We start from the raw sequence: 25,990 nt of genomic DNA on the forward strand, positions 1-25,990 counted from the left end.
GCGTGACGGCCGCGGCCGGCGGCCCGGGGGCCGTACGAGCCGGGACCCGCCGGATGCGCCGGGTCCGACTGACAGGTGAGACAGGTCGGCGGGGGCGAGGGCAGGGTCATGACGGATCAGGAGAACACTCCGCCGGCGGTCTGGGATCCGACCGCGCGCGGCGGCGCGGGCGGCTGGGTGCGCCGCAAGGCCGAGGCCGCCCCGGACGCGCCCGGTGCCGCCGGCGCCGTGCCCGGCTTCCCCGGCGCGCCCGCGGGGCCGGCCGGGCCTGCCGGGGCCCGGGGTTTCGACGACAACCAGCCGACCACGGTGCTGCCGCCGGTGCCGGGGGGCCCGGGGCCGTCGCCGTTCCCGCCCGCCGCACCGCCCGGCTTCCCGCCGGGAGCGCCGCAGCCCTTCCCCGGGCGGCCGCCCGCCGCCCAGCCGTTCCCGGCCCAGCCCTTCCCGCCGCAGCCCTTCCCCCCGCAGTCGTTCCCGCCGCAGCCCACCGGCTTCCCCGGCGCGGGCCACGAGCAGTCGCCGGTCCCCGGCTTCGACCGGCCGCCGCACCCGCCGTACGGCGCGACGGGCGACTACCCGGAACCCGAGGAGGCGGCGCCGCGGCGCGGGCGCACCCCGTTGATGATCGCCGTCGGAGCGGTGCTGCTGCTGGTGGTCGGCGTGGGCGTGACCTGGGCGGTCCGCAACAGCGGCACCGGCTCGGCCGCGGGCGCGACGCCCGCGGCAGGGCAGCAGCCGCCGCCGGCCGCCGGCGCCACCCCGGCCCCGGGCGGCTCCGCCCCGGCCGCCGCCTCGCCGTCGGGCTCGCCCGAGGCGGGCAGTGCCGGGCCGAACGCCGCGGCCCAGGCCAAAGCGCTGGACGCGCTGCTGGCGCAGGCCGAGACCGCCCGCGCGGGGATCGGCAGCTCGGTGGCCAAGGTGCGCAGCTGCCCCGCCAAGGCCGACATCGACAGCGCGGTGGCGGTCTTCGACAGCGGGGCCCAGCAGCGCGACCAGCTGATCGCCGCCCTGGCCAAGCTGGAGCTGGGCGACCTGCCCGGCGGGGCCGACCTGGCGAAGACGCTCAGCACCGCCTGGCAGCAGTCCGGCGACATCGACCGGGCGTACGCGGCCTGGGGCCGGACGGTGAGCTCCCAGGGGTGCGTGAACGGCAGCGCGCCGGGCACGGCAGACTACAAGCGGGCCGACGACCTCAACCCGCAGGCCACCCGGTCGAAGAACGACTTCGCCGGGAAGTGGAAGCCGATCGCCGACGCCTACGGCCTGACCCCTCGCACAGCGGACAGGATCTGAACCACCCGTGACCCGCCCCACCAGCTCCCCCCAGCCTCCCGAGCCCCTCGAACCCGGCGACGGGCCGCCCGTCCGCCGCCCGCGCCGCGGCCGTACGGTCCTGATCTGCTGCACGGCGCTGACGCTCTGCCTGGGCGGCTGGCTGGGCTGGCAGGCGCTGGCGGACAGCCCGGCGGCCTCGTCGCCGGCCGCCGCCCCGGCCGGGGACGGCCACCTCGCGGGCGACGCGAGCGCCGTCCCGGAGCAGCCGGAGCAGGCCGCCGGACCGGGCTCGCCGTCCGCGTCCGAGGCCGGCGGCGCCCCGAGCGCGGCTGCTGCCCCGAGCGCCGCCGCGCCGGGTGCCACGCCGGGCGCGGGCGCGCTGGCGGGCCGGACGGTGCTGCTCGACCCGGGCCACAACAGCGGGAACGGCTCGCACACCGCCGAGATCAACCGCCAGGTGGACATCGGCAACGCCCGCAAGGAGTGCGACACCACCGGCACCTCGACCAACAAGGGCTACAGCGAGGCCGAGTACACCCTGGACGTGGTCCGCCGGGCCCGGCAGATCCTCCAGGACCGCGGCGCCAAGGTGGTGCTCACCCAGGACGGCGACCGCGCCTGGGGCCCCTGCATCGACGAGCGCGCCGGCATCGGCAACGACGCCAAGGCGGACGTGGCGCTCTCGGTGCACGGCGACGGCGCGCCGGCCGGCGTCAGCGGCTTCCACGTGATCATGCCCGGCCGGGTCACCGCCGGGAAGGCCGACACCTCGGCCATCGTCGACCCCTCGCACCGGCTCGGGCTGCTGCTGCGGGACTCCTTCAAGGCCGCCACCGGCGAGCCGTACGCCGACTACATCGGCAAGCAGGGCCTGGACACCCGCACCGACCTGGGCGGACTCAACCTGTCGCGGATCCCGAAGGTGTTCGTCGAGTGCGGCAACATGCGAAACTCGGGCGACGCCGGCCGGATGACCGACCCGCAGTGGCGCCAGCAGGCCGCCCAGGGCATCGCGGACGCCCTGACGGCGTACCTGACCACCTCCTGACGGCGGCCCGTTTTGCAACGACTGCGCCGTATTCCGGAGGGTGCTGTGCGCGCCGCGGAGGCTTGGCCCTAGGCTTTTACCCCGATCGGGCAGTCCGGCCCGTCCGGTCGGCCCCGCTCCACCCGCCGTCCACGACACACCAACGAGGGGAACGTTAGTGAATCTGCGCGCTCTCACCAGGGGAGACGCCGCCGTCGCAGGTGCGGCCGTCCTGCTCTTCGTCTTCTCCTTCCTCCCCTTCTACGAGGCCAACACCTCCGTGGGCGGACCGTGCCAGTCGAACTGCTCGTACAACGTCTGGCACAGCGGTTTCCTGTCGATCCTGGCGACCGTCTTCCTGACCGGCCTGGCCTCGGCCGCGCTGATCGTGCTGGCCCGCTTCCAGGGTGAGGCCGCGGAGACCCGGCTGGTCGCCGGGCTGAAGCTCCGCCAGTGGGGCCTCGCGCTCGCGGTCTTCGCCGCCTGGAGCGGCCTGTGGGCCCTGTTCACCAACGGCGGCGGGTACCTGTCGGCCGCGGACAAGACCCGCGGGCTGGACCCGGCCGACCTGGTCGACCACTCCTTCGGTGCCTGGCTGTCGGTGCTCGCCGTGCTGGTGCTGGCCGCCGCGGCGGTCGCCTCCCCGCTGGTGCCGGCGCTGCAGGCGCCGCTGCTGACCGACAAGCCGGCCGTCCCGCAGCAGCAGGGCTACGCGCCGTACACCCCGGCCCAGCCGGGTCAGCCCGGTCAGGGCGGCCAGTTCGCCCCGCAGCCCGGCCAGCCGGGTCAGGGCCAGTACGGCTACCCGGGCGCCCCGGTGGGCCAGGGCGAGCAGGCGGCCGTGCAGGCCGGCGGGTACGCGGCCGCGCCGCAGGCCGGCAGCTACGGCTACCCGGCCGCCGCCCAGCCGCAGGACCAGGTGCCGGCCCCCGCGCCGGCCCCGGAGGCCGCCGCGGCGCCGTTCACCCCGTTCTGGTTCGCCGTCCCGGCGGTCCGCCCGCTGGCCCCCCGGGACAACCCGGCCGGCCCGTCGGTCGGCGAGCTGGTCCCGGGCACCTGGTACCTGGCCGTCGAGCAGCGCGGTGGCGCGCTGGTCGCGCAGCTCCAGGACGGCACGCACGGCCTGCTCTCCGACACCACCGGCATCCAGCGCGGCTGACCGCGCCCCCGCCGACGCCGAAGGGGCGGTACCCGGACCGGGTACCGCCCCTTCGGCGTCGCGGCGGGTCAGCAGCAGTCGTTGACCACCAGGCCGCTCGGCAGCTGGTCGCCGCCGAACACCGCCACGGTGGCGTGGTCGCCGCCGAGGGCGGCCACGGCCAGCAGCAGGGCGCCGGCGGTCCAGGTGGTGCGCTCCTCCGGCCAGATGGCGTCGTCCTCGAACACGTACCCGGTCCAGTAGGAGCCGTCGGTGTGCCGCAGGTGCTGGATCCAGCGCAGGATCTCCACCGCCCGGTCGGACTGGCCGCAGGCCCACAGCGCGAGCGCGAGCTCGGCGCTCTCGCCGCCGGTCACCCACGGGCGGTCGCTGACGCAGCGCACGCCGAGGCCCGGGACCACGAACCGGTCCCAGTCCCGGGCGATCCGCTCGGTGGCGGCGGCGCCGCGCAGCGCCGTCCCGAGCACCGGGTAGTACCAGTCCATCGAGTAGCGGTCCTTGTCGAGGAACCGCTCCGGGTGGTGGGCGATCGCGTGCCGCAGCCGGCCGGCCGCCAACTCCCAGTCGGGCTGGGGCTCCTCGAGGTAGTCGGCGATGGCCAGGCCGCACCGCAGGGCGTGCAGGATGCTGGAGGAGCCGGTGAGCAGCGCCTCCTGGACGGCGGTGCCGTCCTCGTCCAGGCGCCAGGCGATCGGGCCGTCCGGCAGCCGCAGGCCCACGGTGAAGTCGAGAGCCCGGCGCACGGTCGGCCAGAGCCACTCCAGGAAGGCGTCGTCGCCGCTGCTCAGGTGGTGGTGCCAGGCGCCGACCGCCACGTACGCGCAGAAGTTGGTCTCCTTCGACGCGTTGGTCACCTCGCCGTCGGTGTAGCCCGCGTACCAGGAGCCGTCGGCGTTCTGCCGGGCGGCGAGCCAGCGGTAGGCGGCCTCGGCGGCGGCGTGCTCGCCCGCCGTGTCCAGCGCCATCGCGGCCTCGGTGTGGTCCCACGGGTCGAGGTGGCCGCCGGTGAACCACGGGATGGCGCCGTCGGGCCGCTGGTCGGCCAGGATCGACCGGACGGTGGCGGCGGCGCCGGCGGCGTCCAGCACGCCGTCCAGCAGCAGCACCTCGGGGACGGCGGCGGTCACTTGCCCGCCCGGTGCGGCTTGGAGGCGTACACCACGAAGCTCTTGCCGATCACCGGGTTGAGCGCCTTCTCGGCGGCCTTGGTGAGGGTGCTGATCACCGGCGTGCCGACGATGTCCCAGACCAGCAGCTGGTGGTAGGCCTTGACCGGCAGCGCCTTGTCGTTGTCGACGCCCACCGCGCACTTGATCCACCAGTACGGCGAGTGCAGCGCGTGCGCGTGGTGGCTGCCGTACGGGGTGAGGCCGGCCTCGCGGACCTTCTCCACCAGCTCGTCGCCCTTGTAGATCCGGATGTGGCCGCCCTCGACCTCGTGGTACGCGTCGGAGAGCGCCCAGCAGATCTTCTCCGGCAGCCAGCGCGGCACCGTCACCGCCAGCAGGCCGCCGGGCTTGAGCACCCGGACCATCTCGGCCAGCACGCCCTTGTCGTCCGGGATGTGCTCCATCACCTCGGAGATGATCACGCGGTCGAAGGTGTCGTCCTCGAACGGCAGCGCCAGCGCGTCGCCCTCCATCGCCACCGCGGAGGCCCCGGCCGGGGCCTCACCGGCCAGCTCCATGGCGGCGAACCACTTGCGGACCTCGGCGATCTCCTCGCTGTTGCGGTCCAGCGCCACCACGTCGGCGCCGCGCCGGTAGGCCTCGAACGCGTGCCGGCCGCCGCCGCACCCCAGATCGAGCACCCGGTCGCCCGGGGCGAGCGGAAAGCGGGAGAAATCGACGGTCAGCACTGCGGGGCTCCCATTCGTTGCTGCGGTACCGCGGAGGAACAGACGTGGACGGCGGGGTTTCAGACGTAGCGCCAGCCGGCCCCGGCGCGGGCCCGGCGGCCGACCCCGGTCGCGACGGCCGCCCGGTAGCGCTCGACCGTCAGCTCGGCGGCCCGCTCCCAGCTGAATCCGGCCAGCACCCGGGCCCGGCCGGCCGCGCCCAGCGCGGTGCGCAGCGCGGGATCGTCCAGCAGCCGCCCGAGCGCGTCGGCGAGCGCGCCAGGGTCGCCGGGCGGCACGGCCAGGCAGGTCTCGCCGTCCGGGCCGGCCACCTCGGGGATGGCCCCGCCGGTGGTCGCCACCAGCGGCGTGGCGGTGGCCATCGCCTCGGCGGCGGGCAGCGAGAAGCCCTCGTACAGCGAGGGCACGCAGGCCACCTCGGCGGAGCGGTACAGGTCGACCAGCTCCTGGTCGGTCAGGCCGGAGCGGAACTCGATGTGCGCCTCCAGGCCGAACCGGCGCACCGCCTCGGCGACCGGGCCGTCCTCGGTGCGGCGCTTGCCGACCACCACCAGGTGGGCGTCCCGCTCGGTGCGGATCTTGGCGAGCGCCTCGACCAGGAAGATCAGGCCCTTGAGCGGCACGTCGGCACTGGAGGTGGTGACGATCCGTCCGGGCACCACCTCGACGGCCTCGGAGGGCGACCAGAGCCGGGTGTCGGCACCGATCGGCACCACCGAGATCGCGCCGGGCGCGGCCCCGAGGTGCTCGGCGATCTCGGCCTTGGAGCTGGCGGAGACGGTGATGATGTGGTCGAGCCGGGCGGCGACCCGGCGCTGCATCCGGGTGAAGGAGTACCAGCGGCGCAGCGAGAGCCGGCGCAGCCGGGTGGCGGCGGCGTCCAGCTCCAACTGCCGGTCCACGGTGACCGGGTGGTGCACCGTGGTGACCAGCGGGAAGCCGTGCCGGGCCAGGCCGAGCAGGCCGTAGCCGAGGGTCTGGTTGTCGTGCACCACGTCGTAGCGGCCCTTGTGCCGGGCCAGGTACTGCCGGGCGCGCAGCGAGAAGGTGAGCGGCTCGGGGAAGCCGCCGGTGCGCATCCCGGCCACCTCCAGCACGTCGATCGCGCTGCGGTACTCGGCGAGCGCCGGGGTGCGGAACGGGTCGTCCGAGCGGTACAGGTCGAGGCTGGGCAGCTCCACCAGCCGGACCGTGCCGGGGCCCTCGACCTCGTCCAGCACCGGGTACGGCTGCGCGCCGATCACGTCGACGTGGTGGCCGAGGCGGGCCAGCTCGCGGGAGAGGTGGCGGACGTAGACGCCCTGGCCGCCGCAGAACGGGTCACCGCGGTAGGACAGCAGGGCGATCCGCAGCGGTCGCGGCAGCGCGGTCATCCTGGCCCCTTATCCCTACTCACCGCGGTGGGCACGGCCGGTAAAGTAGATCACGTTTCAGAGTGGTGTGGCGCTCGCTGTTGGGCGGATGAACAACGAGAGACCTCGAAGATACCGGCCCGTAGCTTCCCGATCTGAGCCAGGGCAGGTGATTCACGCCACGCCGGGACCCGTTACCGGGCCCACCGCTCGGACCCACATCGGAACCAGTCGCCCGGGGGCTTCCTTGACCACCACCACGCCGGCCGGCGGGCTGCTCTCCCCGCGCCAGGCGGAGCGCCGCCGCGGGATCCTGCGGGCCGCCACCGCGCTCGCCGCCCGGGGCGGCTACGAGGCGGTGCAGATGCGGGAGGTTGCCGAGAGCGCGCAGGTCGCGCTCGGCACGCTGTACCGCTACTTCCCGTCCAAGGTGCACCTGCTGGTGGCGGTGATGCAGGTGCAGCTGGGCGCCCTGCACGAGCAGGTCCGCCGCCGCCCGCCGGCCGGGGCGGACCCGGCCGCCCGGGTCGCGGAGGCGCTCACCACGGCCTTCCACGCGCTCCAGCGCGAACCTCGGCTGGCCGAGGCGATGGTGCGGGCGCTGTCCTTCGCCGACCGCTCGGTCGGCCACGAGGTGGACGAGGTGTCCCGGCTGACCTCGGCGATCGTGCTGGCCTCGGCCGCCCTGCCGGACCCGCCGACGCCCGAGCAGCAGGCGGCGCTGCGGGTGATCGGCCACACCTGGCACGCCACCCTGCTGGCCTGGCTGTCCGGCCGCGCCTCGCTCACCGAGGTACGGGCCGACCTGCACACGGCGGCCCGGCTGCTGACGGTGACCGCCGAGGGCGGGCCCGGCCGGTCCGGGGGCCCCGGCCCGGCCGCCGGTTCCGGCCGGCGACGCTGAGGCACCGTCCGCTGATCCGCCGTCGGGCCGGGGTCGGGGCCGGACGGCGGCCGGGTGAGAGTCGCCTCACCTTCGCGGCGCCACGGACCACCGGGCGGGGAAGCGGCTGGCCAGGCGGTTAGAGTCAGGGGCCGACAGCTTCACCTGCCGCTCCGTCCGGGGAGGTGGGCGGGGCTCCGGCACCGACCCGCAACCGCGTCCCGCCACCGCGGCGGGAGGTCGGACCGCCGGGGCGAGGCGAGCGGCCCGCCCGGTTCCGGTCCGGCTCCGTCGAGGCCAACGGGGCGGCCCCGTGCGGGCCGCTGCCACCGCTCGTCGAAAGGCACCACCCCTCATGCTGACCGCTGCCCGCCCGGTCGCCGCCGCCGTGGCCGGACTGCTGCTGGCCGGCGTCTGTGCGACGCCGGCCCTGGCCGACACCCCGTCCGCCTCGCCCGCCCCGGTGGCCGTGCCCGCCGGGCTGTACGGCAAGGGCGACCCGACCTACGACGGCGTCTGGCGCCAGTCGCTGGCCGTGCTGGCGCTGTCCGCCCAGGAGGTCGTCCCGGCCGGCTCCGCGGTCGACTGGCTGACCGGCCAGCAGTGCGCGGACGGGGGCTGGCCCTCGTACCGGGCCGACACCGCCACCCCCTGCGACCCGGCGACCGAGGACAGCAACGCCACCGCCGTCGCCGTCCAGGCGCTGGTGCAGCTGAGCGGCCACCAGGACGCCGTCGACAAGGGCGCCCAGTGGTTGAAGGCCCATCAGAACGCCGACGGGTCCTGGGCCTACAACCCCGGTGCGCCCGGCGATGCCAACTCCACCGCGCTGGCCGTCAACGCGCTGGTCGCGACCGGTGCGGACCCGGCCGGCACGGCCGCCTCCGGCAAGAGCGCGTACGACGGCCTGGCCGCCTTCCAGCTCGGCTGCGCCGCCGCGGCCGACCAGCGCGGCGCGTTCGCCTACCAACCCGGCCCGGACGGGACGCTGGCCCCCAACACGCTGGCCTCCGCGCAGGCCGCGCTGGCCGCGGCCGGCGGCCGGCTGCCGGTGGCCCAGGGCATCGGTACCGGCCCGTCGCCCAAGGCGCTGGACTGCCCGGCCGGCTCCACCGCGGCCACCGTGCCGCACGCCGACGCGGCCGGCGCCGTCTCGGCGTACCTGTCCGCGCAGCTGACGGCCGGCGGCAACCACCTGGTGCAGACCACCCCGGGCGCCACCCCCGGCCCCGACTTCACCGCCACCTCCTGGGCGGTGCTCGGCCTGGTCCAGGCCGGCCACCCGGAGCAGGCCGCCCCGGCCGCCCAGTGGCTGCGCGACAACGGGTACGCCTGGGCCGCCCAGGGCAAGGACGGCACCGACGCGGCCGCCGCCGCGACCCTGGTGCTGATGGCCCGTGCGGCCGCGCTCGACCCGTACAACTTCGCCGGGCACAACCTGGTCCAGCTGCTGATCGACGCCGGCCCGGCGCCGGCCTCCGTCCCGGCGGCCACCAAGGCACCGGCGACCGTCGTCCCGGACGCCGACACCGGCATCTCCGCCGGTTGGCTGATCGGTGTCGGTCTGCTGATCGGCATCGGCGCGGGCCTGCTGATCAGCCTCAGCCGCCGGCGCGGCGCCCGCAAGCTCGGCCCGCACCACGTGCCCGAGCAGTCCGAGCAGCCGGCGGCGACCCCGCCGCACCGGCCCGCCGTGATCACCGAGCCCGGCGAGGCCGACGAGGCCACCGACGCCGCTGCGGACGACGCCGCGGACGACGCTGCGGACGAGGCTTCAGACGCGAAGTCCCCGGCCGAGAGCAAGGACGCCGGCGCGGACGAGGCTGCTGACGCGAAGGCCCCGGCCGAGGGCAAGGACACCGGCGAGGGCAAGGGCGCCGGGCCCAAGTGACCCCGGCCCCCCACGGGAGGGCGCCGCACCGCGCCCTCCCCGCGCTCGTCCTGGCCCTGCTGCTCACCGCGCTGGCCGGTGCCACCGCCGCCCCGGCCGAGGCCGCCGGCTACCGGTACTGGTCGTTCTGGAAGTGGTCCGGCGACGCCTGGACCTACCAGCAGCAGGGCCCGGTCGGCTACCTCCCGCCGGACGGCGCCGTCGACGGCTGGCGGTTCGCCGACAGCCCGGACGGCGGCCGGGAGGCGGCCCGCCCCGGCGCGCCCGGCGACTTCGCCGCGATCTGCGCGGACACCCCCGCCGCGGCCGGCCGCAAGCGGGTCGGCGTGGTGCTGGACTTCGGTACCGCCACCGACGCCCCGCCCGGCACGCTCGCCGCCGGCGAGAACCCGCCCGCCCCCCGCACCGCCTGCGCCTCGGTGCCCACCGGCGCCAGTTCGGCCGAGGTGGTGGCCGCCGCGGCCCCGCCGCTGCGCTACGACTCGGCCGGGCTGCTGTGCGCCATCGCGGGCTACCCGCGGGCCGGCTGCGGCGAGCCGGTCGTGGGCGGCGCCACCGCCTCGCACGACAGCGGCCCGTCGGTCGGCCTGATCGCCGGCGCGGCGGCGGTCCTGCTGCTCGGCACCGGCGCCGTCTGGCAGGCCCGGCGCCGCCGGCACCACTGACCCCACAGGACCTCATCCCCGTGCCCCGTACCGCGAAATCTGGAACCCGTTCCACCTTCGGACCGCGCCAGCTGCACCCCGGCGCCTGGTGGCTCTGGGCGCTCGGCCTGGCCGCCGCCGCGTCCCGCACCACCAACCCGCTGCTGCTCCTGCTGATCGTCGGCGTCGCCGGGTACGTGGTCGCCGCCCGCCGCGGCGACGCGCCCTGGTCGCGCTCGTACGGGGCCTTCCTCAAGCTCGGGCTGCTGGTACTGGCCGTCCGGATGGTCTTCGCGGTGCTGCTCGGCTCGCCCGTCCCCGGCAGTCAGGTGCTCTTCACACTGCCCGAACTGCCGCTGCCCGACTGGGCCCGGGGCGTGCGGATCGGCGGCGCAGTGACCCTGGAGGGCCTGCTCTTCGCGTTCTACGACGGCCTCAAGCTGGCCACCCTGCTGATCTGCGTCGGCGCCGCCAACGCGCTCGCCTCCCCGTCCCGGCTGCTGCGCGGGCTGCCGGGCGCCCTGTACGAGGCCGGGGTGGCCGTGGTGGTCGCGATGACCTTCGCCCCGAACCTGGTCGCCGACGTGCAGCGGCTGCGTTCCGCCCGTCGCCTGCGCGGGCGCAGCGACCGCGGCGTGGTGGCGGTGCTCAGCGTCGGCCTGCCGGTGCTGGAGGGCGCGCTCGAACGCTCCGTCGCGCTGGCCGCCTCGATGGACACCCGGGGCTTCGGGCGCACCGCGCCCGTCCCGCGCCGGGTCTCCCGGGCCACCGCCGTGCTCACCCTGCTCGGACTGCTCGGGGTCTGCTCGGCCTGCTACGGGCTGCTCGCCCCGGGCGGGGCGCCGTGGGCGTTCCCGGTGCTGCTGGTCGGTCTCGCGGTGACCGGCGCCGGCCTGGTGCTCGGCGGCCGGCGGGCGGTGCGCACCCGCTACCGGCCGGACCCGTGGGCACTGCCGGAGTGGCTGGTCAGCGGCTCGGGCCTGGTGGTGGCCGGGCTGACGATCTGGTTCTCCGGACGCTACCCGGAGGCGTTCGCCCCGTCCGTGGTGCCGCCCGCCGCCCCGACCCTGCCGCTGCTGCCGGCCGCCGCCGTCCTGCTCGGCCTGCTGCCCTCCGTCGTCGCCCCCGAACCGCCCCGGAGCACCCCGTGATCACCTTCGACCAGGTCGGCGTCCGGTACGCCGAGGCCGCCGAACCCACCCTGCGCGGGGTCGACCTGACCGTCCCCGAGGGCGAACTGTGCCTGCTGGTCGGCCCGTCCGGCTCCGGCAAGTCCACCCTGCTGGGCACCGTCAGCGGTCTCGTCCCGCACTTCACCGGCGGCGAGCTGACCGGCCGGGTCACCGTCGACGGCCGCGACACCCGCGACCACCGGCCGCGCGAACTCGCCGACCTGGTCGGCACGGTGGGCCAGGATCCGGTCGCGCACTTCGTCACCGACACGGTCGAGGACGAACTCGCCTACGGCATGGAGTCGTTGGGGCTGGCGCCGGAGGTGATGCGGCGCCGGGTCGAGGAGACCCTCGACCTGCTGGGCCTGGCCGAACTGCGCGGCCGCGCGCTGCGCTCGCTCTCCGGCGGGCAGCAGCAGCGGGTGGCGATCGGCTCGGTGCTCACCGTCCACCCCAAGGTGCTGGTCCTGGACGAACCCACCTCCGCGCTCGACCCGGGCGCCGCCGAGGAGGTGCTGGCCGTGCTGCAACGGCTGGTGCACGACCTCGGCACCACCGTGCTGCTGGCCGAGCACCGGCTGGAACGGGTGGTGCAGTACGCCGACCGGGTGCTGCTGCTGCCCGGTCGGGGCGAACCGCCGGTGCTCGGCGAACCCGCCGAGGTGATGGCCCACTCCCCCGTCCACCCGCCGGTGGTGGCGCTCGGTCGGGCGGCGGGCTGGTCGCCGCTGCCGCTGTCGGTCCGGGACGCCCGCCGCAAGGCCGGCCCGCTGCGTGACCGGCTGGCCGGTCACGCGCCCGCCGTCGCGCCGCCCGCGACGGGCGAACCGGTGGCCGAGGTGCGGCGGCTGGCCGTGCGGCGCGGCCCGGTGCCGGCGCTGCGCGGGGTCGACCTGGCGCTGCGGCCGGGCGGGATCACCGCCCTGATGGGACGCAACGGGGCCGGCAAGTCCACCCTGCTGGGCGCCCTGATCGGGCTGCACCGGCCGAGTGCGGGCACCGTCCGGGTCGGCGGCCTGGAGCCGCACCGCAGCCGGCCCAAGGAGCTGATCCGGCGGGTCGGACTGGTCCCGCAGGACCCGCGCGACCTGCTGTTCGGCGAGAGCGTCCGGGCCGAGTGCGCCGCCGCCGACCAGGACGCCGAGGCCGATCCGGGCAGCTGCCGGGCCCTGGTCGCCCGGCTGCTGCCGGACGTCGACGACACCCTGCACCCGCGCGACCTCTCCGAAGGGCAGCGGCTCACCCTGGCGCTCGCCGTGGTGCTCACCGCCCGGCCGCCGGTGATCCTGCTGGACGAGCCGACCCGCGGCCTGGACTACGCCGCCAAGGGCCGGCTGGTGGAGGTGGTGCGCGAGCTCGCGGCGGCCGGCCACGCGGTGCTGCTCGCCACCCACGACGTCGAGCTCGCGGCCGAACTGGCCCACCGCACGGTGGTGCTGGCCGAGGGCGAGGTGGTCGCGGACGGCCCCACCCCGGAGGTGGTGATCTCCTCCCCGGCCTTCGCCCCGCAGGTCGCCAAGATCCTGAACCTGCCCGGCCTGCTGACGGTCGACCAGGTGACCCGGGCGCTGGAGCGGACCTCGTGACCGGCGGGCCGCCCGGCCGTACCCCGGGCCCGCTGAACCGGCCCGTCCCGCTCGGACGCCGGTCGCTCGCCGTGCTCGGGCTGGTCTCCGCGGTCGGCATCGCCGGCTTCGGCTGGCCGCTGCTGGCCGCCACCGACTCCACGCTGGTCGGCCACTCCACCGACGCGCCCTGGCTGTTCGCGCTGCTGATGCCGCTGCTGCTCGGGGTGGTGCTGGCCCAGATCGCCGAGGGGCGGGAGGCCGGCGGCGGGCCCGGCCTGGAGGCCAAGTCGGTCGCCCTGCTCGGGGTGCTGGCCGCCGCGGGCGCCGCGCTGCGGCCGCTCGGCGCGGGCACGGCCGGGCTGGAGCCGATGTTCTTCCTGATGGTGCTGGCCGGCCGGGCGCTCGGGCCGGGCTTCGGGTTCGTGCTCGGCGCGGTCACCCTGTTCGCCTCGGCGCTGCTCACCGGCGGGGTGGGGCCCTGGCTGCCGTTCCAGATGCTCGCCATGGGCTGGGTCAGCCTCGGCGCGGGCCTGCTGCCCGGCGCCGCCACCCTGCGCGGCCGCACCGAACTCACCATGCTGGCCTGCTACGGAGCCATCTCGGCGATCGCGTACGGCACCGTGATGAACCTCCAGGGCTGGCCCTACATCTCCGGCCTCGGCAGCTCCATCTCCTTCGTCCCCGGCGACCCGCTCGACGACAACCTGGTCCGCTTCGCCGTCTACTGCCTGACCACCTCGCTCGGCTGGGACCTCCCCCGCGCGGCCCTCACCGCCGTCCTCTGCCTCACCGTCGGCGGCCCCGTCCTGCGCGCCCTGCGCCGCGCCACCCGCCGCGCCGCCTTCGCCGCCCCGGCCACCTTCCGGGACGGCTGACGGCAGCCTTCAGCCCTTCGGCCCGGCCGACTGCACCACCTCGAACGACCAGAGGGTGGCGCCGGCGGCGGCCGGGCGCTTGGGGGCCTCACCCTCGCCGCCGCCCTGGTGGGCGGTCTTCATCGAGCCCTCCATCCAGGCCTGGAAGGACGCCTCGTCGCGCCAGCGCGTGTAGACGAGGTAGGTGTCGGTGCCCTCGACCGGACGGAGCAGCTCGAACCACTCGAACCCGTCCGAGCCCTCGACCGCGCCGGCCCGCGAGGCGAAGCGCTTCTCCAACACCTCACGCTGCTCGGCGGGGACGGTCAGTACGTTGATCTTGACTACGCTCATGGCTCCATCCTGCCGCACGGAGCCGGCTGCGGGAGCGCCAGGGCGCGCCGCGAACGCCACGGTCATCGATGGGTCCACCACGCGGCGAGGCCGCTCGCACCCGCGGTGGCCACGGTGATCAACCACCCCGGCACCCGCTGGATCGTGAGGTGCAAACCCCCGCACCGCAGCTCGAATCGGGGACGTTCATGGATCTGCTCCGCTGGACGAGTCATGCGTCCAGATATAGGGGCGGCCCGCCGAACTGTCATACGACCACGTGGCACAAACCCGCGGCGGGATCAGCGCTTCCTGGACACCAAGGACAGAATCTGCCCGACCTGTCCCGGTTCGGATCCCGAACACGGCCCAAGGTTCCAGGGTCCGTGCGTGCCGTTCCGGTCCCGACCGAGGTGGCTCCGCCACCGCATCGAAGGGTGAAAAAGCAGGTGCTCGGCGGCGGTCGGGCGTGGCAGCCTCGCGGGGACGGGGAGTACCGGGAAGAAGCAGGAGATGGAGCAGATGACCGAGCCGAGCACCCATCCGGTGGCCGCGCTGTTCTCGCACGGGCGGTTGACCGCCATTCCGCGCAAGGCGGCCCGGCGGGAGCAGTTGCTGACGCACCTCGCCGAGACGCTGTTCGAGGGCGGCCGTGAGTACACCGAGGCGGAGGTCAACGACGCGCTGCGGACGGTGCACGAGGACTGCTCGGCGTTGCGCCGCTACCTGGTGGAGGGCGGCCGGCTCACCCGGCGGCGGGACGGCAGCGGGTACCGGCGGGCGGAGCCGTCCGCCGCCGGCTGAGCGGCGAACCGGTCGCAGGGCCCGCGGTCACGCCGGACCGGAGCGTCCGACCAGGACCAGCGCCCAGGCCAGGCAGCCCAGCGCGGCGGCGCCGGCCAGCGCGCGGACCACGTTCCAGCGGACCCAGACCTGCTCGAACTCGGCCCGCACCGCGGCGAGATCGAGCGCTCCCGGCGCATCACCGGCCGCCGCCAGCCTGTTGTTCAGCGGCACGTTGACCGCCATGGTGACGACCAGCAGCGCCAGTTGGAGCACCCCGGCGGCGAGGATCCAGCCGAACGCCGCCCCGCCGCCCGACCGGTACTGGAGCACCGCGGCCAGCGCGATCAGCACGATCGCGCCACCGAACGAGAGGGCGAACCAGCCGTTCAGGATCGCCACGTTGATCCGCTGCATCGCCTCCACGAAGGTCCGGTCGGAGGATCGGGCCAGGCCCGGCATCACCGAGCACGCGTAACCGTAGAAGAGTCCGGCGCCCAGGCCGGTCGCCAGCGTGGCCGCGACCAGCGTCGCCGTTCGAAATACCGTCATGCCGCCAGTCAACCGCCGCCCGCCGGCCACCGGCCATGGCCGATCCGCTCGGCCGCATGCGCGGGCGTCTACGCTGGCCGCATGGACGCACTCGCCGGGCTGCTCGCCGGCCCACGGGCCCAGGGCGCCTTCCTGCTCCGGTCGGTGTTCGACCCGCCGTGGTCGGTCCGGATCCAGGACGAGGCCCCGCTGACCGTGCTGGCCCCGGTGCGCGGCGAGGTCTGGGTGACCCCCGACGGTGAGCACGAGGGGAAGGACCACGGCGAGAACGGCCGGGCGGCCGCCGTCCTGCTGCGCCCCGGGGACCTGGCGATCACCCGCGGCCCGCGGCCGTACACCGTCGCCGACCGTCCGGGGCGGCCGCCGCGGGTGGTGGTCCATCCGGGACAGCGCTCGACCACCCCGGAGGGCGCCGAGCTGTGCGCGGAGATGGATCTCGGGGTCCGAGCCTGGGGTGACGGCCCGGCCGGCTCGACCGTGCTGCTGAGCGGGACGTACCAGCTGCGCGGTGAGGTGAGCGGTCGGCTGCTGCGCGCACTGCCGGTGCTGCTGGTGCTGCCGGGCGAGGAGTGGAGCTCGCCGCTGATCCCGCTGCTGGACGAGGAGATCGGCCGCCAGGGCCCGGGGCAGGAGGTGGTGCTGGACCGGCTGCTCGACCTGCTGCTGAGCTCCGCGCTGCGCGCCTGGTTCGCCCGCCCCGAGGCGCGGGCGCCCGGCTGGTACCGCGCGCAGGGCGATCCGGTGCTGGGCCGCGCGCTGGAACTGCTGCACACCGAGCCGGCCGCGCCCTGGACGGTGGCCGGCCTGGCCGCCGCCGTCGGGGTGTCCCGGGCCGCGCTGGCCCGCCGGTTCACCGGGTGCGTGGGCGAACCACCGATGGCGTACCTGACCGGTCTGCGGCTGGCGCTCGCCGCCGACCTGCTGCGCGAGCCGGACGCCACGCTGGCCGCGGTGGCCCGCCAGGTCGGGTACGGCAGCGCGTTCGCGCTGAGCGCGGCGTTCAAGCGGGTCAACGGCGTCAGCCCGCAGCAGTTCCGCGGGGCCTGACGGCCGAGCGGGTCACCCGGCGGGCTTTCGCGTACGGACACCTGATCGGCACCGACCGTTCACAACGTTCGTATCGTCATCAAACAGGACAATGCCCTGCGGAGCGGGCGCAGGTCCCTGTCCTCACTCAGTAACCTCCTGCATAATCAGGGCCGTTCGATTCCAGACCCGAGGAGGACCGGCCCATGCCGGCTCAGCACTGCCCGCTGTGCGGCGCGCCCCGGACCGCGCGCGGTTGCGGGTGCCCGTCCTCCATGCCCGCGTCCTCCGTGCCCGCGTCCTTCGACGAGACCGAGGTGCTGCCGCAGGTCGAGGGGCCGCCCCTGGTCCGCCCGTACGTGCCGGCCGCGGTCGGCTACGAACCGTCCGCCACCCCGGACCCGTTCGCCACCGCGCTGATGCCGCAGGCCCCGGCCGCACCCCCGCCGCCCCCGCGCGCGGAACCGTACGCCGAGTCGTACCCGAACCCGTACCCGGAGCCGTACGCGAACCCGTCGGCGTACGCGGATCCGTCGCCGGAGCCCTACCCCGAGGCGCACCAGCAGCCGTATCCGCAGCAGCAGCCCGCGGACCGTCCCGACCTCGGCTCGTTCAGCGTCCGCGAGCAGCCCGTGCCGGAGCGGCGCCGCTCGGCCGCCACCCGCCGCCGGGCCGTCGTGGTCGGTGCCGGGCTCGGCATCGTGGCGCTCGGCGCCGGGCTGGCGCTCGCGCTCGCCCCGTCGGACCAGCGCAAGCCCCCGGACCAGGCGCTGCCCGCGCCGACCTCGGCCTCCCCCGACCCGGTCACCCCGGCGCCCAGCCCGAGCGCCTCGCCGAGCGCCTCTGCCAGCACCAAGCCGTCGCCCTCGCCCAGCGCTTCGAAGAGCCCGAGCAAGGCGGCGAGTTCGGCGCCGGCCTCCAGCGCCGCGCCCAGCCCCAGCCCGAGCCCGTCCGCGGCGGGTTCCCCGTCGCCGAGCGCCTCGCCGAGTCCGAGCCCGAGCGCCCCCCGCACCATGCTGCAGCAGGGCGACAAGGGCACGGACGTCAGCGCCATGCAGCAGCGGCTGGCCGACGTCCTGTACTGGGCGTACGACGACTCGCTGGTCACCGGCACCTTCGACAGCCGGACCAAGCAGGCGGTCAGCTACTTCCAGTCGGTGTACGGCACCAACATCCCGTCGAACGAGCGGGGCAAGTACGGCCCGGTCACCCGGGGCCAGCTGGAGGCGATGGGCTGACCGGGCCGCGACGGCGCCCCGGGTCAGCCGATCACCGCGCGGACCAGGCTGACGGCGCCCAGCAGCAGCATCACGCTCGCCGCCACCCGGATGATCACCCGCATCGGCACGTGCTTGAGCAGCTTCTGCCCGCCGAGGATCGCCACCCCGCTGACCGCGCACAGGGCCAGCCAGGCACCGATGCCGACCGAGAGCGGATCGGCGTACTTCGCGGCCAGGTTGGCGGTCATGATCTGGGTCAGGTCACCGAACTCGGCGACCGCGACCACCACGAAGCTGGCGCCGGCCACCTTCCAGAAGCTGCCGGAGGACGGCTCCTTGGCCGCCTTGCCGTCGTCCTCCTCCTCCTTGTGCCACAGCAGCATCGCCGCTCCGGCCAGGAAGAGCAGTCCGGTGACGCCCTCCACCCAGCGCTGCGGGAGCAGGGCGAGCAGGCTGCCCGCCGCGAGGGCAAGGCCGACCTGGAGGGCGAAGGCGGCGGCGATGCCGGCGAAGACGTAGCTCGCGCGGTACTTGGTGCCCAGCACCAGGCTGGCCAGCGCGGTCTTGTCGGGGAGTTCGGCGAGGAAGATGATGCCGAAGGTCAGGGCGGCGATGGTCAGGCTCATCGGAGTCTTGGTCGTCTCTCGGTCGGGCTGCCCGGCCGAACGCTCCGCCAGGGGACGCCTCGGCCCGACAGCACTGGAATGATCACAGCACTGCGGCCGAAGGTCTCGCCAACACCCCGGTGAGCGGGTGTCCCGGGCGCCGGGCCCGCGAGCGGGCCAGTATGTCGACGTTCCGGTGGAGGGCTACTCCCCTTCAACAGGCATCCAGCCTACCCCACCCCGCCGACCGGGTCCGGGGCCAGCAGCCCCCGGCCGACCAGTTCCAGCACGACCACCACCGCGACCGACTCCACCAGCAGCAGCGCGACCAGCACGAACAGCTGCACCGCGCCGGCCTGCACGGGCGTCGCCCCGCCGAGCAGCATCCCGACGAAGGCGCCGGGGAGGGTGACCAGGCCCACCGTCCTGGTCTGGTCGAGGGCCGGCACCAGCGAGGTGGCGGCGGCGGTCCGGCAGATCTCCAGCCGGGCGTCGCGCGGCTCGAAGCCGAGCGCGAGCGCCGCCTCCACCTCGCCGTTGCGGGTGCGCAGCTCGTCCAGCGCGCGGCGGCCGGCCAGCGAGGTGGCGCTCAGCGCGCCGCCGATCAGGATGCCGGCGACCGGGATCAGCGCGAGCCCGCGCAGCGGCAGCAGCCCGGTGGCCAGCAGCAGGGCGAGCACCGGCAGCACCCCGGCGCAGATCGGCACGGCGGCCCGCGGCCAGCCGGGCCCCGCGGTGATCCGCCGCCCGGCGGTGCGGACCGCCACCGTGAGCATCAGCAGCACGAAGGCGGCCGAGGTCCACGCCGACCCCACCACCCAGGTGATCACCAGGGCCACCGCGCCGAGCTGGACCACCGCGCGCAGCCCGGCCCGCAGCACCGCCCGCCCGTGGCCGAGCCGTCCGCGGCCGGCCACCGCCACCGCCCCGGCGAGCAGCACCGCGCAGACCACCCCGAGCAGCGGGGTGACCGGGAGCAGCTGGTTCGCGGCGGCCACCGATCAGATCCAGCTGGTGAACCACATCCGGTCCCGCCAGTCGTTCATCGGGATCGTCCCGGCCGTGTACAGCGGGTAGAAGTAGGCGAAGCAGATCATGATCGCCAGGACGATCGCCCCGGCCCCGGCCGCGCCCCAGCGGCGCCGGGTCGGCGAGCAACCGGCCGGGCCGAGCAGCGCCCCGAGCAGCTGCGCGACGGCCAGGCACAGGAACGGGACCAGCAGCACCATGTAGAACGAGAACGTGGTGCGCTCCTGGTACCGGAACCACGGCAGGTAGATCGAGGCGACCGCCGCCAGCACCGCGCCGGAGCGCCAGTCCCGGCGGAAGAACCAGCGCCAGAGCGCGTACGCCAGCGCGAAGCAGGCCGTCCACCACAGCAGCGGGGTGCCGATCCCGAGGATCTGGCTGGCACAGCCCTCGGGGGCGGTGCAGCCGCCCTGGCCCTGCGTGGTCTGCTGCCAGTACATCGAGACCGGACGGCCCTGGACCAGCCAGCTCCACGGGTTGGACTGGTAGCTGTGCGGGTCGGACAGGCCGGTGTTGAAGTCGTACATCTGCGCGTGGTAGTGCCACAGGCTGCGCAGCGGCGCCGGCACCCAGCCCATCGGGACCTGCGGCAGCGGGATGTCGACCACCGGGGTGCGGGCCGGCGACAGCCCGCCCCGGCCGTCCGCCCAGTGCCGGTCGTAGCCGCCGCCGGTGGCCAGCCAGCCGGTCCAGCTGAGCGCGTACACCAGGAAGGCGGCGCCGACCGTGGAGAGCAGGCCGGGCAGCGCGTCGCGGCGCAGCATCGAGCGCCACGGGCGGTACGCACCGGCGCCGCGCCGGCCGGCCTGGTCCCAGAGCAGGACCAGCACGGTGAACCCGGCCACCAGGTAGATGCCGTTCCACTTCACCGCGCAGGTGCAGCCGAGCAGCACGCCGGTGGCCAGCCGCCAGGGGCGCGCGCCGAGCCGGACCCGGTCACCGGCGAGGCCGCCCTCGGCGCGGGCCGCGCGCAGGGTGTCCCGGGTGCGGTCGCGGTCGACCAGCAGGCAGCCGAAGGCGCCGAGCACGAAGAACATCTGCACGCCGTCGAGCAGCCCGACCCGGCTCATCACGAACTGCAGGCCGTCCACCGACATCAGCAGGGCCGCGGTGCAGCCGAGCAGGGTGGAGGCGAACAGCCGGCGGCCGATCCGGGCCAGCATCAGCACGGTGAGCGTGCCGAGCAGCGCGACCATCACCCGCCAGCCGAACGGGTGCAGGCCGAACACCCACTCGCCGAGCGAGATGACCCACTTGCCGAGCGGCGGGTGCGCCACGAACTCCGGGTCGGCGGAGAGCGGGATGCGCTGCGGGACGCCGAGGATCTGGCCGTTGGCCTCCGCGGGCCAGGTGCCCTCGTACCCCTGCCGCAGCAGCGACCAGGCGTCCTTGGGGTAGTAGGTCTCGTCGAAGACGAAGGCGTTGGGGTGGCCGAGGCGCCAGAACCTGAGCAGCCCCGCGAAGAGCGCGACCGCGATCGGCCCGAGCCAGCCGGAGTGCGCGACCGACCAGCGGGTCAGCCGGCGCAGGGCCGGGTCGGGGAGGTCGGCCCGGGCCTCGGCCCCGGGCGTCGCGGGGGTCCCCGGCGTCCCGGGGGTCTCGGGGGTCTCGGTGACTGCCGCGTACGCCATGACCTCGCCGGTTCGATCGGTGGATCGCCGGCGGGGTCGCCGGCCGGACCTGACACTGTGTCGCCCTCTGCCGGAATCCTAGCCCGCCGGCCCCCGGCGGCCGGGTGAACCGGCTCCCGCACGGCGGCCCCGGGCAGAACCGATTTCGCATTGGCGGCCGCGTGCCGTAAGGTCGGGTTCACCGACGCGGGGTGGAGCAGCTCGGTAGCTCGCTGGGCTCATAACCCAGAGGTCGCAGGTTCAAATCCTGTCCCCGCTACTCAGTAGCAGCGAAGGCCCGGCGCACAGTGTGCGCCGGGCCTTCCGCCGTTCCAGGTCCCTCCCGCGCCGCGGCGGCCACGGACGCCCGGTGGTTGACCCTCGACCTGGTCGAGGCCCCAGAGTCCTCGGTGTGGAGAGCAGCATGCGCAGCATCGGCGAGATCGCCAGGGACAGCGGGCTGAGCGTCAGCGCCCTGCGGTTCTACGACGGGGCCGGGGTGTTCGGCCCGGCCGAGGTCGACCCGCGGACCGGGTACCGCCGGTACGCGCCGGAGCAGGTCGCCGCCGCCCGGCTGCTGGCCCGGCTGCGCCGGGTCGGGATGCCGCTGGCCGACCTCCGGCTGGTGCTGGCCGGGGACGCGGGCACCGCCCGCCGCTCGGTCGACGCCCATCTGCGCCGTCTGGAGGACGGTCTTGCCGACGCCCGCCGCGAGCTCGCCACGGTCCGCACGCTGATCGACCTGAGGGAGAGCACGATGGAGTCGACCCGACTGACCCTGGCCGCCGCCGAGCTGGCCGCCGCCCTGGACGCCGTACGGTTCGCCGCCGCCCCCGGCGCGGAGCACCCGGCGGTGGCCGGGGTGCTGTTCGAGGCCGCCGGCGGGGTGCTGCGGCTGGTCGCCACCGACCGGTACCGGCTGGCGCTCTCGCAGGCCCCGCTGACCGGGTCGGCCGGCCCGGAGGTGAGCGTGGTGGTGCCGACCGCCCTGCTGGACGAGGTCCGGGCGCTGCTCGACGGCGCCGCGGGCGTGGAGCTGCTGGTCGAGGGCGACCGGCTGACGCTGACCGTGGACGGCCGCGCGGTCACCGGGCACCGGGTCGACGCGGACTACCCGGACTACCGCCCGCTGATCCGGCTCGACCCCACCCACCGGGTCGTGCTCGGCACGGACGCGCTGCGGGCGGCGCTCGCCACCGGCCCGGTCCGCGCGGCCCGGCGCGGCCAGGACGGGGTGGACTACGAGGTCTCGGTGCTCACCGTCGACCCGGCGGGCGCGCTGACCGCCTCCGGGGAGACCGTGCCGGGCGGGCTCCAGGTGCAGGTCAACCGGGGCTTCCTGCTGGAGGCGGTGGCGGCCGGCGGCTCCGGCCAGCTGGTGCTGGAGTTCGGCGGCCCGATCGCGCCGCTGGCGATCCGCTTCCCGGAGCGGGCGGAGACCTTCTCGCTGCTGATGCCGACGGCGCTGTAGCCGTCCCGGGCGCGGCGGGGGCCCGGGCACGGCGGGAGCCTGGACGCGACGGGGGCCCGGGCGTGGCGGCTACGCCCGGGCGATGGGGTGGCTCGCGCGGAAGACGTCGTCGGGGTCGTACGCGGCCTTGACGGCCGCGAGCCGGTGGGTGTTTCGCTCACCCAGGCCGGCCCGGGTGCGGTCGGCGCCCTCGTCCCCGATGAAGTTGAGGTAGACCGCCCCGACCGACCAGGGCTCCAGGTCGGCGCGGACGGCGCGCGCCCAGGCCCGGCCGCGCTCGTCGTCGGCGCGGTCCTCCCAGAGCCCGAACGGGTGGACGGCCCAGGACGCCGTGCGCCAGGGCAGCGGGTAGTCGTCCCGGCCGGCGGCCACCGCCCCGCCGAGCGGGAACAGCACGTGCTGCGAGGGCGACGGCGTGACCATGTCCCGCGCTCGCGCGCAGAACAGGTCGGCCGCCTGGTCGGGGAAGCCTGCCAGGTACTCCGCCGACCAGTAGTTCCGGTACCCCGGCGGGTCGTCGAGCATGCGCTGGACGTCCGCGTACGGCAGTTCGGCGACCACCTCGCCCGCGTGGCCGAGCCCCAGCATCGGTTCGAACACCGGCCGGGCCTGGCCCAGCACGCCGGTGTAGGTGAGCAGCATCCCGACGGCCTGCCGGCCGACCAGCTCGGGCGGGACGAACGGCTCGGGCGGCGCGGTCAGGTAGAGCACCGCGCCGCCGACCTCGTCCGGCGCCTCGTCCATGTAGTCCCGGTAGCGGCGGATCACCTCCGGGCCGGCCTCGGTCGGCCAGAGCAGCAGCGCGATCGAGAAGGCGGGCAGCGGGTGCAGGCCCAAGGTGAACTCGGTGACCACCCCGAAGTTGCCGCCGCCGCCGTGCAGCGCCCAGAACAGCTCGGGGTGCTCCTGCTCGGAGGCGCGCACCCGGCGACCGTCCGCGGTGACCAGCTCGGCGGCCAGCAGGTTGTCGCACATCAGGCCGTACCGGCGCTCCAGCCAGCCGGAGCCGCCGCCCAGGGTGAGGCCGCCGACCCCGGTGGTGGAGGCCCGTCCGCCGGTGGTGGCCAGGGCGTGCGGCTGGGTGGCGCGGTCCAGGTCGGCCATGGTGGCGCCGCCGCCGACCCGGGCGATCTTCGCCTGCGGGTCCACGTCGACGGCGTTCATCCGGCGCAGGTCGACCACCAGGCCGTCGTCGACGACCGCGGCCCCGGTCACCCCGTGGCCGCCGCCCCGGACCGACAGCTCCAGACCGTGGCTGCGGGCGAACGAGACCGCGGTGGCCACGTCCCGGGGGGTCACGCACTGGGCCATCACCCGTGGCCTTCGGTCGACCATCCCGTTGAAGACGGCGCGCGCCCCGTCGTAGCCGGCGTCGCCGGGCCCGATCGCCTCTCCCACCAGGCCGGACCGCAGGCCCGCCAGCATTCCGGAATCGAGCAGGTCGGAAGTCATACTGATGCGCCCCTCTCCGGGACGAAACCGCTCCGACGTCACCGAGCGTAGTCCGGGGCGGAGGGCGCCCGCATCCGGAACGGTCCGGCCCCGGCCCGAGCCCGGGATCGGGGCTCGGGCCGGGGCCGGGCGCGGGACGGGCGCGGCTCAGGCAGCGGTCTCCAGCTCGCGGACCGGGTGCTGAACGACGGTCAAGTGGTGGACGTTGTCCTGGGCGGGGGTGAGGTGCCCGCGCAGGCGCACCGAGAGCGCGATGATCATCAGGGTGCAGGCGGCCATCGCGGCCAGGTACAGCGGCCAGGTGCCGGAGCCGACCAGCAGCACGCCGACGGCGGGGCCGACCGCGATCGCGATCTGCTTCACCAGCGCGTACCCGGCGTTGTAGGTGCCGAGCAGCCGGGCCGGGGCCAGGTCCGCGACGATCGGGCCCAGGGTGGGCGCCAGCAGCGACTCCCCGACGCCGAACAGCGCGTAGATGGCGACGATCGCGACCGTGGCGGCCATCGTCTCGGTCCGGATCAGCCCGGCGACCAGGGCCATCGACCAGGCGGCCAGCCAGACCACGCCGGCGGCGGCCATCGCGGTGGTGCGCCGGCGACGCTCGGTGATCCGCACCACGAACATCTGCAGCACCACGATGGTCAGCGCGTTGGCGCCGATGGCCAGGCCCAGGGTGGACGGCGCGGTGCCCACGGTGTCGGTGGCGAAGGCCGCGACCCCGGACTCGAACTGGCCGTAGCAGGTGAAGAAGATCAGCCCGGCGAGCAGGCAGAGCCGCAGCATCGCCTTGTCGGCGACCAGCGCGCGCAGCCCGACGGGGGCGTCCCGGCGGACCGGCTCGCTCTCCTCGACGGTGGCGGCCGGGATCCGGGCGGTGCCGGTGACGGCGGCCAGGCCGAGGAAGGTGAGCGCCTCGATGGTGAACAGCCGGGTCAGGCTGGCCGGGTCGGCGACGTCCACGATCTGCCCGCCGACCAGCGCGCCGATGCCCATCCCCAGGTTGATCAGGGTGAACTGGAGCGCGAAGGCGCGGTGCCGGGTGGCCCGGGGCGAGCTGCGGACGATCATCGTGGCCAGCGCGGGCTGGCAGGTGGTGACGCCGGCGCCGAACAGGAACGACGCGACCAGCAGCGCCGGGGTGTCGGTGACCTGCCCGAACGAGAAGGCACCGACGGCGGCCAGCGCGGCGCCGGCCAGCAGCACCGGGCGCGGCCCGTACCGGTCGATCCCGCGGCCGGTGAACGGCAGGACGGCGAGCGCGGCCAGCGCGAAGACGGTGAACACCATCCCGGCGGCCACCGAGCCCAGGCCCCGCACCTGGTCCACGTAGACGAACATGTACGGCATCGTGAAACCGCTGCCGAACGCGCTGAGCGCGTTGCCGATCTGGACGCGGCGCAGCGGGCCGCCCGCCCCGAAACGCTGCTGCCTCTGCTGCTTCACCGTGCCGGTCACCGTGCACACCCCTTTGCTTGAGACTTCAGGCCTGTCATGTTTAGGTCGGAAGATTTAAGAGCTAAACTTTAGGTCTGTACTTTAAGCACCCGAAGCTTGAGACGTCAAAGGCTTAACGACTGCAGGCTCGCGTGGGACAATGGTCCGCATGAGCGCACGCAGACCCGCGCCGCCGGACGACGGCGAGCTGGGCATCGCCGAGCAGGTGGCCGTCTACCAGCGGGAATTCCCCACCGTGGACCCCCAGGTGGAGACCATCGTGTCCACCCTGTCCCGGCTCGCCCGCCGGATGAACGTGGCCTACAGCAGGCAGCTCGCTGTGCTGGGAATCACGTCCGCCGAGTGGGAGGTGCTCAAGGCACTGGTGATCTCCGGCAGCCCCTACCGGCTCGGCCCGGGCGAGCTGGCCAAGCGGCTCGGGCTCACGCCGGCCGCGATGACCCACCGGATCGACCGGATGGTCGGCGACGGCCTGGTCACCCGCGACCGGGACGAGGCCAACCGGGTGCGGGTGATCGTCGAGCTCACCGAGACCGGCCGCGACAAGTGGCTGGAGCTGATGCGGATGGCCGCCGTCTTCGAGGCCGACCTGCTCCAGGACATCACCGCCGAGGAGCGCCCGGCGCTGTCCGCCATGCTCGGCCGGATGCTCCGCCGGATCGAGGTCAGCCAGCCGGACGCGCTCGGCCGCACCGAGGACCTGGACTGACCCTGCCGCCCGACCGCGCAGCCGCGGACACGGCCGAGGGCCCCGGACGCGATGTCCGGGGC

At 75.4% G+C, this 25,990-nt stretch carries 24 protein-coding genes and 1 tRNA gene; 15 read left to right on the forward strand and 10 right to left on the reverse strand.

Annotation, left to right across the window (positions count from 1 at the left end):
- The first annotated feature begins 108 nt into the window (after positions 1 to 108).
- The 3 genes from ABT014_RS03905 (at position 109) to ABT014_RS03915 (ending at position 3,461) form a co-directional block, all read left to right on the forward strand.
- Entirely contained in the window at positions 109 to 1,293 is a 1,185-nt protein-coding gene (locus tag ABT014_RS03905) for a hypothetical protein (RefSeq protein ID WP_350636728.1), read from the forward strand.
- A gap of 7 nt (positions 1,294 to 1,300) precedes the next feature.
- Positions 1,301 to 2,323 (forward strand): N-acetylmuramoyl-L-alanine amidase, encoded by a 1,023-nt coding sequence (locus ABT014_RS03910; RefSeq protein WP_350636730.1) that lies wholly within the window; start codon positions 1,301 to 1,303, stop codon positions 2,321 to 2,323.
- Between the two features lie 157 nt (positions 2,324 to 2,480).
- Positions 2,481 to 3,461, forward strand: coding sequence for a hypothetical protein (locus tag ABT014_RS03915; RefSeq protein WP_350636733.1), 981 nt, complete (start codon positions 2,481 to 2,483; stop codon positions 3,459 to 3,461).
- Positions 3,462 to 3,529: 68 nt separating this feature from the next.
- On the opposite strand, the gene ABT014_RS03920 is transcribed toward ABT014_RS03915, so the two are convergent.
- From ABT014_RS03920 to ABT014_RS03930, 3 genes are read right to left on the reverse strand one after another with little or no spacing between them, the layout of a single operon-like run.
- On the reverse strand, positions 3,530 to 4,588 hold the full coding sequence (locus tag ABT014_RS03920; RefSeq protein WP_350636735.1) for a prenyltransferase: 1,059 nt from the start codon (positions 4,586 to 4,588) through the stop codon (positions 3,530 to 3,532).
- The gene (locus tag ABT014_RS03925) at positions 4,585 to 5,319 is read right to left on the reverse strand and encodes a class I SAM-dependent methyltransferase (protein WP_350636737.1); all 735 of its coding nucleotides are present in this window, start codon (positions 5,317 to 5,319) and stop codon (positions 4,585 to 4,587) included. The genes ABT014_RS03920 and ABT014_RS03925 overlap by 4 nt, the downstream gene beginning before the upstream one ends.
- Positions 5,320 to 5,378: 59 nt before the next feature.
- Positions 5,379 to 6,692, reverse strand: coding sequence for a glycosyltransferase family 4 protein (locus ABT014_RS03930; protein WP_350636739.1), 1,314 nt, complete (start codon positions 6,690 to 6,692; stop codon positions 5,379 to 5,381).
- 226 nt (positions 6,693 to 6,918) lie between these two features.
- Between ABT014_RS03930 and ABT014_RS03935 the strand changes: the two genes are divergently transcribed.
- The 6 genes from ABT014_RS03935 (at position 6,919) to ABT014_RS03960 (ending at position 13,704) form a co-directional block, all read left to right on the forward strand.
- Complete coding sequence (locus ABT014_RS03935) at positions 6,919 to 7,575, forward strand: TetR family transcriptional regulator (RefSeq protein ID WP_350636741.1); 657 nt, start codon at positions 6,919 to 6,921, stop codon at positions 7,573 to 7,575.
- Positions 7,576 to 7,909: 334 nt separating this feature from the next.
- Positions 7,910 to 9,445: an SCO2321 family membrane protein gene (locus tag ABT014_RS03940; protein WP_350636743.1), complete on the forward strand. Its 1,536-nt coding sequence runs from the start codon at positions 7,910 to 7,912 to the stop codon at positions 9,443 to 9,445.
- Positions 9,442 to 10,110, forward strand: coding sequence for an SCO2322 family protein (locus ABT014_RS03945; protein WP_350636745.1), 669 nt, complete (start codon positions 9,442 to 9,444; stop codon positions 10,108 to 10,110). The genes ABT014_RS03940 and ABT014_RS03945 overlap by 4 nt, the downstream gene beginning before the upstream one ends.
- A gap of 14 nt (positions 10,111 to 10,124) precedes the next feature.
- Positions 10,125 to 11,240, forward strand: coding sequence for an energy-coupling factor transporter transmembrane component T (locus ABT014_RS03950; RefSeq protein WP_502894844.1), 1,116 nt, complete (start codon positions 10,125 to 10,127; stop codon positions 11,238 to 11,240).
- Positions 11,237 to 12,847, forward strand: a complete 1,611-nt coding sequence (locus ABT014_RS03955) for an ABC transporter ATP-binding protein (RefSeq protein WP_350636749.1) — start codon at positions 11,237 to 11,239, stop codon at positions 12,845 to 12,847. The genes ABT014_RS03950 and ABT014_RS03955 overlap by 4 nt, the downstream gene beginning before the upstream one ends.
- Entirely contained in the window at positions 12,844 to 13,704 is an 861-nt protein-coding gene (locus ABT014_RS03960) for an ECF transporter S component (RefSeq protein ID WP_350636751.1), read from the forward strand. The genes ABT014_RS03955 and ABT014_RS03960 overlap by 4 nt, the downstream gene beginning before the upstream one ends.
- Before the next feature lie 9 nt (positions 13,705 to 13,713).
- Here ABT014_RS03960 and ABT014_RS03965 read toward each other — a convergent pair whose 3' ends face one another.
- Complete coding sequence (locus tag ABT014_RS03965) at positions 13,714 to 14,037, reverse strand: antibiotic biosynthesis monooxygenase family protein (RefSeq protein WP_350636753.1); 324 nt, start codon at positions 14,035 to 14,037, stop codon at positions 13,714 to 13,716.
- Positions 14,038 to 14,529: 492 nt separating this feature from the next.
- Between ABT014_RS03965 and ABT014_RS03970 the strand changes: the two genes are divergently transcribed.
- Entirely contained in the window at positions 14,530 to 14,820 is a 291-nt protein-coding gene (locus ABT014_RS03970) for a DUF2087 domain-containing protein (RefSeq protein ID WP_502894837.1), read from the forward strand.
- Positions 14,821 to 14,847: 27 nt separating this feature from the next.
- Here the strand turns inward: ABT014_RS03970 and ABT014_RS03975 are convergent, their stop codons facing one another.
- A complete protein-coding gene (locus tag ABT014_RS03975) occupies positions 14,848 to 15,351 on the reverse strand; it encodes an anthrone oxygenase family protein (RefSeq protein ID WP_350636755.1) in 504 nt (167 codons plus the stop codon).
- An 81-nt stretch (positions 15,352 to 15,432) separates the two neighbouring features.
- Between ABT014_RS03975 and ABT014_RS03980 the strand changes: the two genes are divergently transcribed.
- Both ABT014_RS03980 and ABT014_RS03985 read left to right on the forward strand, forming a co-directional pair.
- Entirely contained in the window at positions 15,433 to 16,398 is a 966-nt protein-coding gene (locus ABT014_RS03980; protein ID WP_350636757.1) for an AraC family transcriptional regulator, read from the forward strand.
- 254 nt (positions 16,399 to 16,652) lie between these two features.
- On the forward strand, positions 16,653 to 17,615 hold the full coding sequence (locus ABT014_RS03985; RefSeq protein ID WP_350636759.1) for a peptidoglycan-binding domain-containing protein: 963 nt from the start codon (positions 16,653 to 16,655) through the stop codon (positions 17,613 to 17,615).
- 23 nt (positions 17,616 to 17,638) lie between these two features.
- Here the strand turns inward: ABT014_RS03985 and ABT014_RS03990 are convergent, their stop codons facing one another.
- From ABT014_RS03990 to ABT014_RS04000, 3 genes are all read right to left on the reverse strand, one after another.
- Positions 17,639 to 18,223: a TMEM165/GDT1 family protein gene (locus ABT014_RS03990; protein ID WP_350636761.1), complete on the reverse strand. Its 585-nt coding sequence runs from the start codon at positions 18,221 to 18,223 to the stop codon at positions 17,639 to 17,641.
- Between the two features lie 209 nt (positions 18,224 to 18,432).
- The gene (locus ABT014_RS03995) at positions 18,433 to 19,200 is read right to left on the reverse strand and encodes an ABC transporter permease (RefSeq protein WP_350636763.1); all 768 of its coding nucleotides are present in this window, start codon (positions 19,198 to 19,200) and stop codon (positions 18,433 to 18,435) included.
- Positions 19,201 to 19,203: 3 nt separating this feature from the next.
- Positions 19,204 to 20,862, reverse strand: coding sequence for a dolichyl-phosphate-mannose--protein mannosyltransferase (locus ABT014_RS04000; protein ID WP_350636765.1), 1,659 nt, complete (start codon positions 20,860 to 20,862; stop codon positions 19,204 to 19,206).
- Between the two features lie 185 nt (positions 20,863 to 21,047).
- Here ABT014_RS04000 and ABT014_RS04005 point away from each other — a divergent pair.
- Together ABT014_RS04005 and ABT014_RS04010 are read left to right on the forward strand one after the other, a co-directional pair.
- Positions 21,048 to 21,121: transfer RNA gene (locus ABT014_RS04005), tRNA-Met, on the forward strand.
- A gap of 132 nt (positions 21,122 to 21,253) precedes the next feature.
- Entirely contained in the window at positions 21,254 to 22,312 is a 1,059-nt protein-coding gene (locus ABT014_RS04010; protein WP_350636767.1) for a DNA polymerase III subunit beta family protein, read from the forward strand.
- Between the two features lie 69 nt (positions 22,313 to 22,381).
- Here the strand turns inward: ABT014_RS04010 and ABT014_RS04015 are convergent, their stop codons facing one another.
- Both ABT014_RS04015 and ABT014_RS04020 read right to left on the reverse strand, forming a co-directional pair.
- Entirely contained in the window at positions 22,382 to 23,764 is a 1,383-nt protein-coding gene (locus ABT014_RS04015; RefSeq protein ID WP_350636769.1) for an FAD-binding oxidoreductase, read from the reverse strand.
- A 147-nt stretch (positions 23,765 to 23,911) separates the two neighbouring features.
- Positions 23,912 to 25,207, reverse strand: a complete 1,296-nt coding sequence (locus ABT014_RS04020) for an MFS transporter (protein ID WP_350636771.1) — start codon at positions 25,205 to 25,207, stop codon at positions 23,912 to 23,914.
- Positions 25,208 to 25,367: 160 nt separating this feature from the next.
- On the opposite strand from ABT014_RS04020, the gene ABT014_RS04025 reads away from it, so the two are divergent.
- Positions 25,368 to 25,928, forward strand: coding sequence for a MarR family winged helix-turn-helix transcriptional regulator (locus tag ABT014_RS04025; protein ID WP_350636773.1), 561 nt, complete (start codon positions 25,368 to 25,370; stop codon positions 25,926 to 25,928).
- The last annotated feature ends 62 nt before the right edge of the window (positions 25,929 to 25,990 follow it).

The sequence above is a fragment of the Kitasatospora sp. NPDC094015 genome (assembly GCF_040304075.1).
In the GTDB taxonomy this organism is placed as follows: domain Bacteria; phylum Actinomycetota; class Actinomycetes; order Streptomycetales; family Streptomycetaceae; genus Kitasatospora.

What these genes read in the sequence shown, in the direction of transcription:
- ABT014_RS03965 (WP_350636753.1), bottom strand. Translation starts at nt 14,037, where the DNA reads ATGAGCGTAGTCAAGATCAACGTACTGACCGTCCCCGCCGAGCAGCGT.
- ABT014_RS04015 (WP_350636769.1), bottom strand. Translation starts at nt 23,764, where the DNA reads ATGACTTCCGACCTGCTCGATTCCGGAATGCTGGCGGGCCTGCGGTCC.
- ABT014_RS04025 (WP_350636773.1), top strand. Translation starts at nt 25,368, where the DNA reads ATGAGCGCACGCAGACCCGCGCCGCCGGACGACGGCGAGCTGGGCATC.
- ABT014_RS04000 (WP_350636765.1), bottom strand. Translation starts at nt 20,862, where the DNA reads ATGGCGTACGCGGCAGTCACCGAGACCCCCGAGACCCCCGGGACGCCG.
- ABT014_RS03990 (WP_350636761.1), bottom strand. Translation starts at nt 18,223, where the DNA reads ATGAGCCTGACCATCGCCGCCCTGACCTTCGGCATCATCTTCCTCGCC.
- ABT014_RS03930 (WP_350636739.1), bottom strand. Translation starts at nt 6,692, where the DNA reads ATGACCGCGCTGCCGCGACCGCTGCGGATCGCCCTGCTGTCCTACCGC.
- ABT014_RS03975 (WP_350636755.1), bottom strand. Translation starts at nt 15,351, where the DNA reads ATGACGGTATTTCGAACGGCGACGCTGGTCGCGGCCACGCTGGCGACC.
- ABT014_RS03980 (WP_350636757.1), top strand. Translation starts at nt 15,433, where the DNA reads ATGGACGCACTCGCCGGGCTGCTCGCCGGCCCACGGGCCCAGGGCGCC.
- ABT014_RS03940 (WP_350636743.1), top strand. Translation starts at nt 7,910, where the DNA reads ATGCTGACCGCTGCCCGCCCGGTCGCCGCCGCCGTGGCCGGACTGCTG.
- ABT014_RS03985 (WP_350636759.1), top strand. Translation starts at nt 16,653, where the DNA reads ATGCCCGCGTCCTCCGTGCCCGCGTCCTTCGACGAGACCGAGGTGCTG.
- ABT014_RS03970 (WP_502894837.1), top strand. Translation starts at nt 14,530, where the DNA reads ATGGAGCAGATGACCGAGCCGAGCACCCATCCGGTGGCCGCGCTGTTC.
- ABT014_RS03905 (WP_350636728.1), top strand. Translation starts at nt 109, where the DNA reads ATGACGGATCAGGAGAACACTCCGCCGGCGGTCTGGGATCCGACCGCG.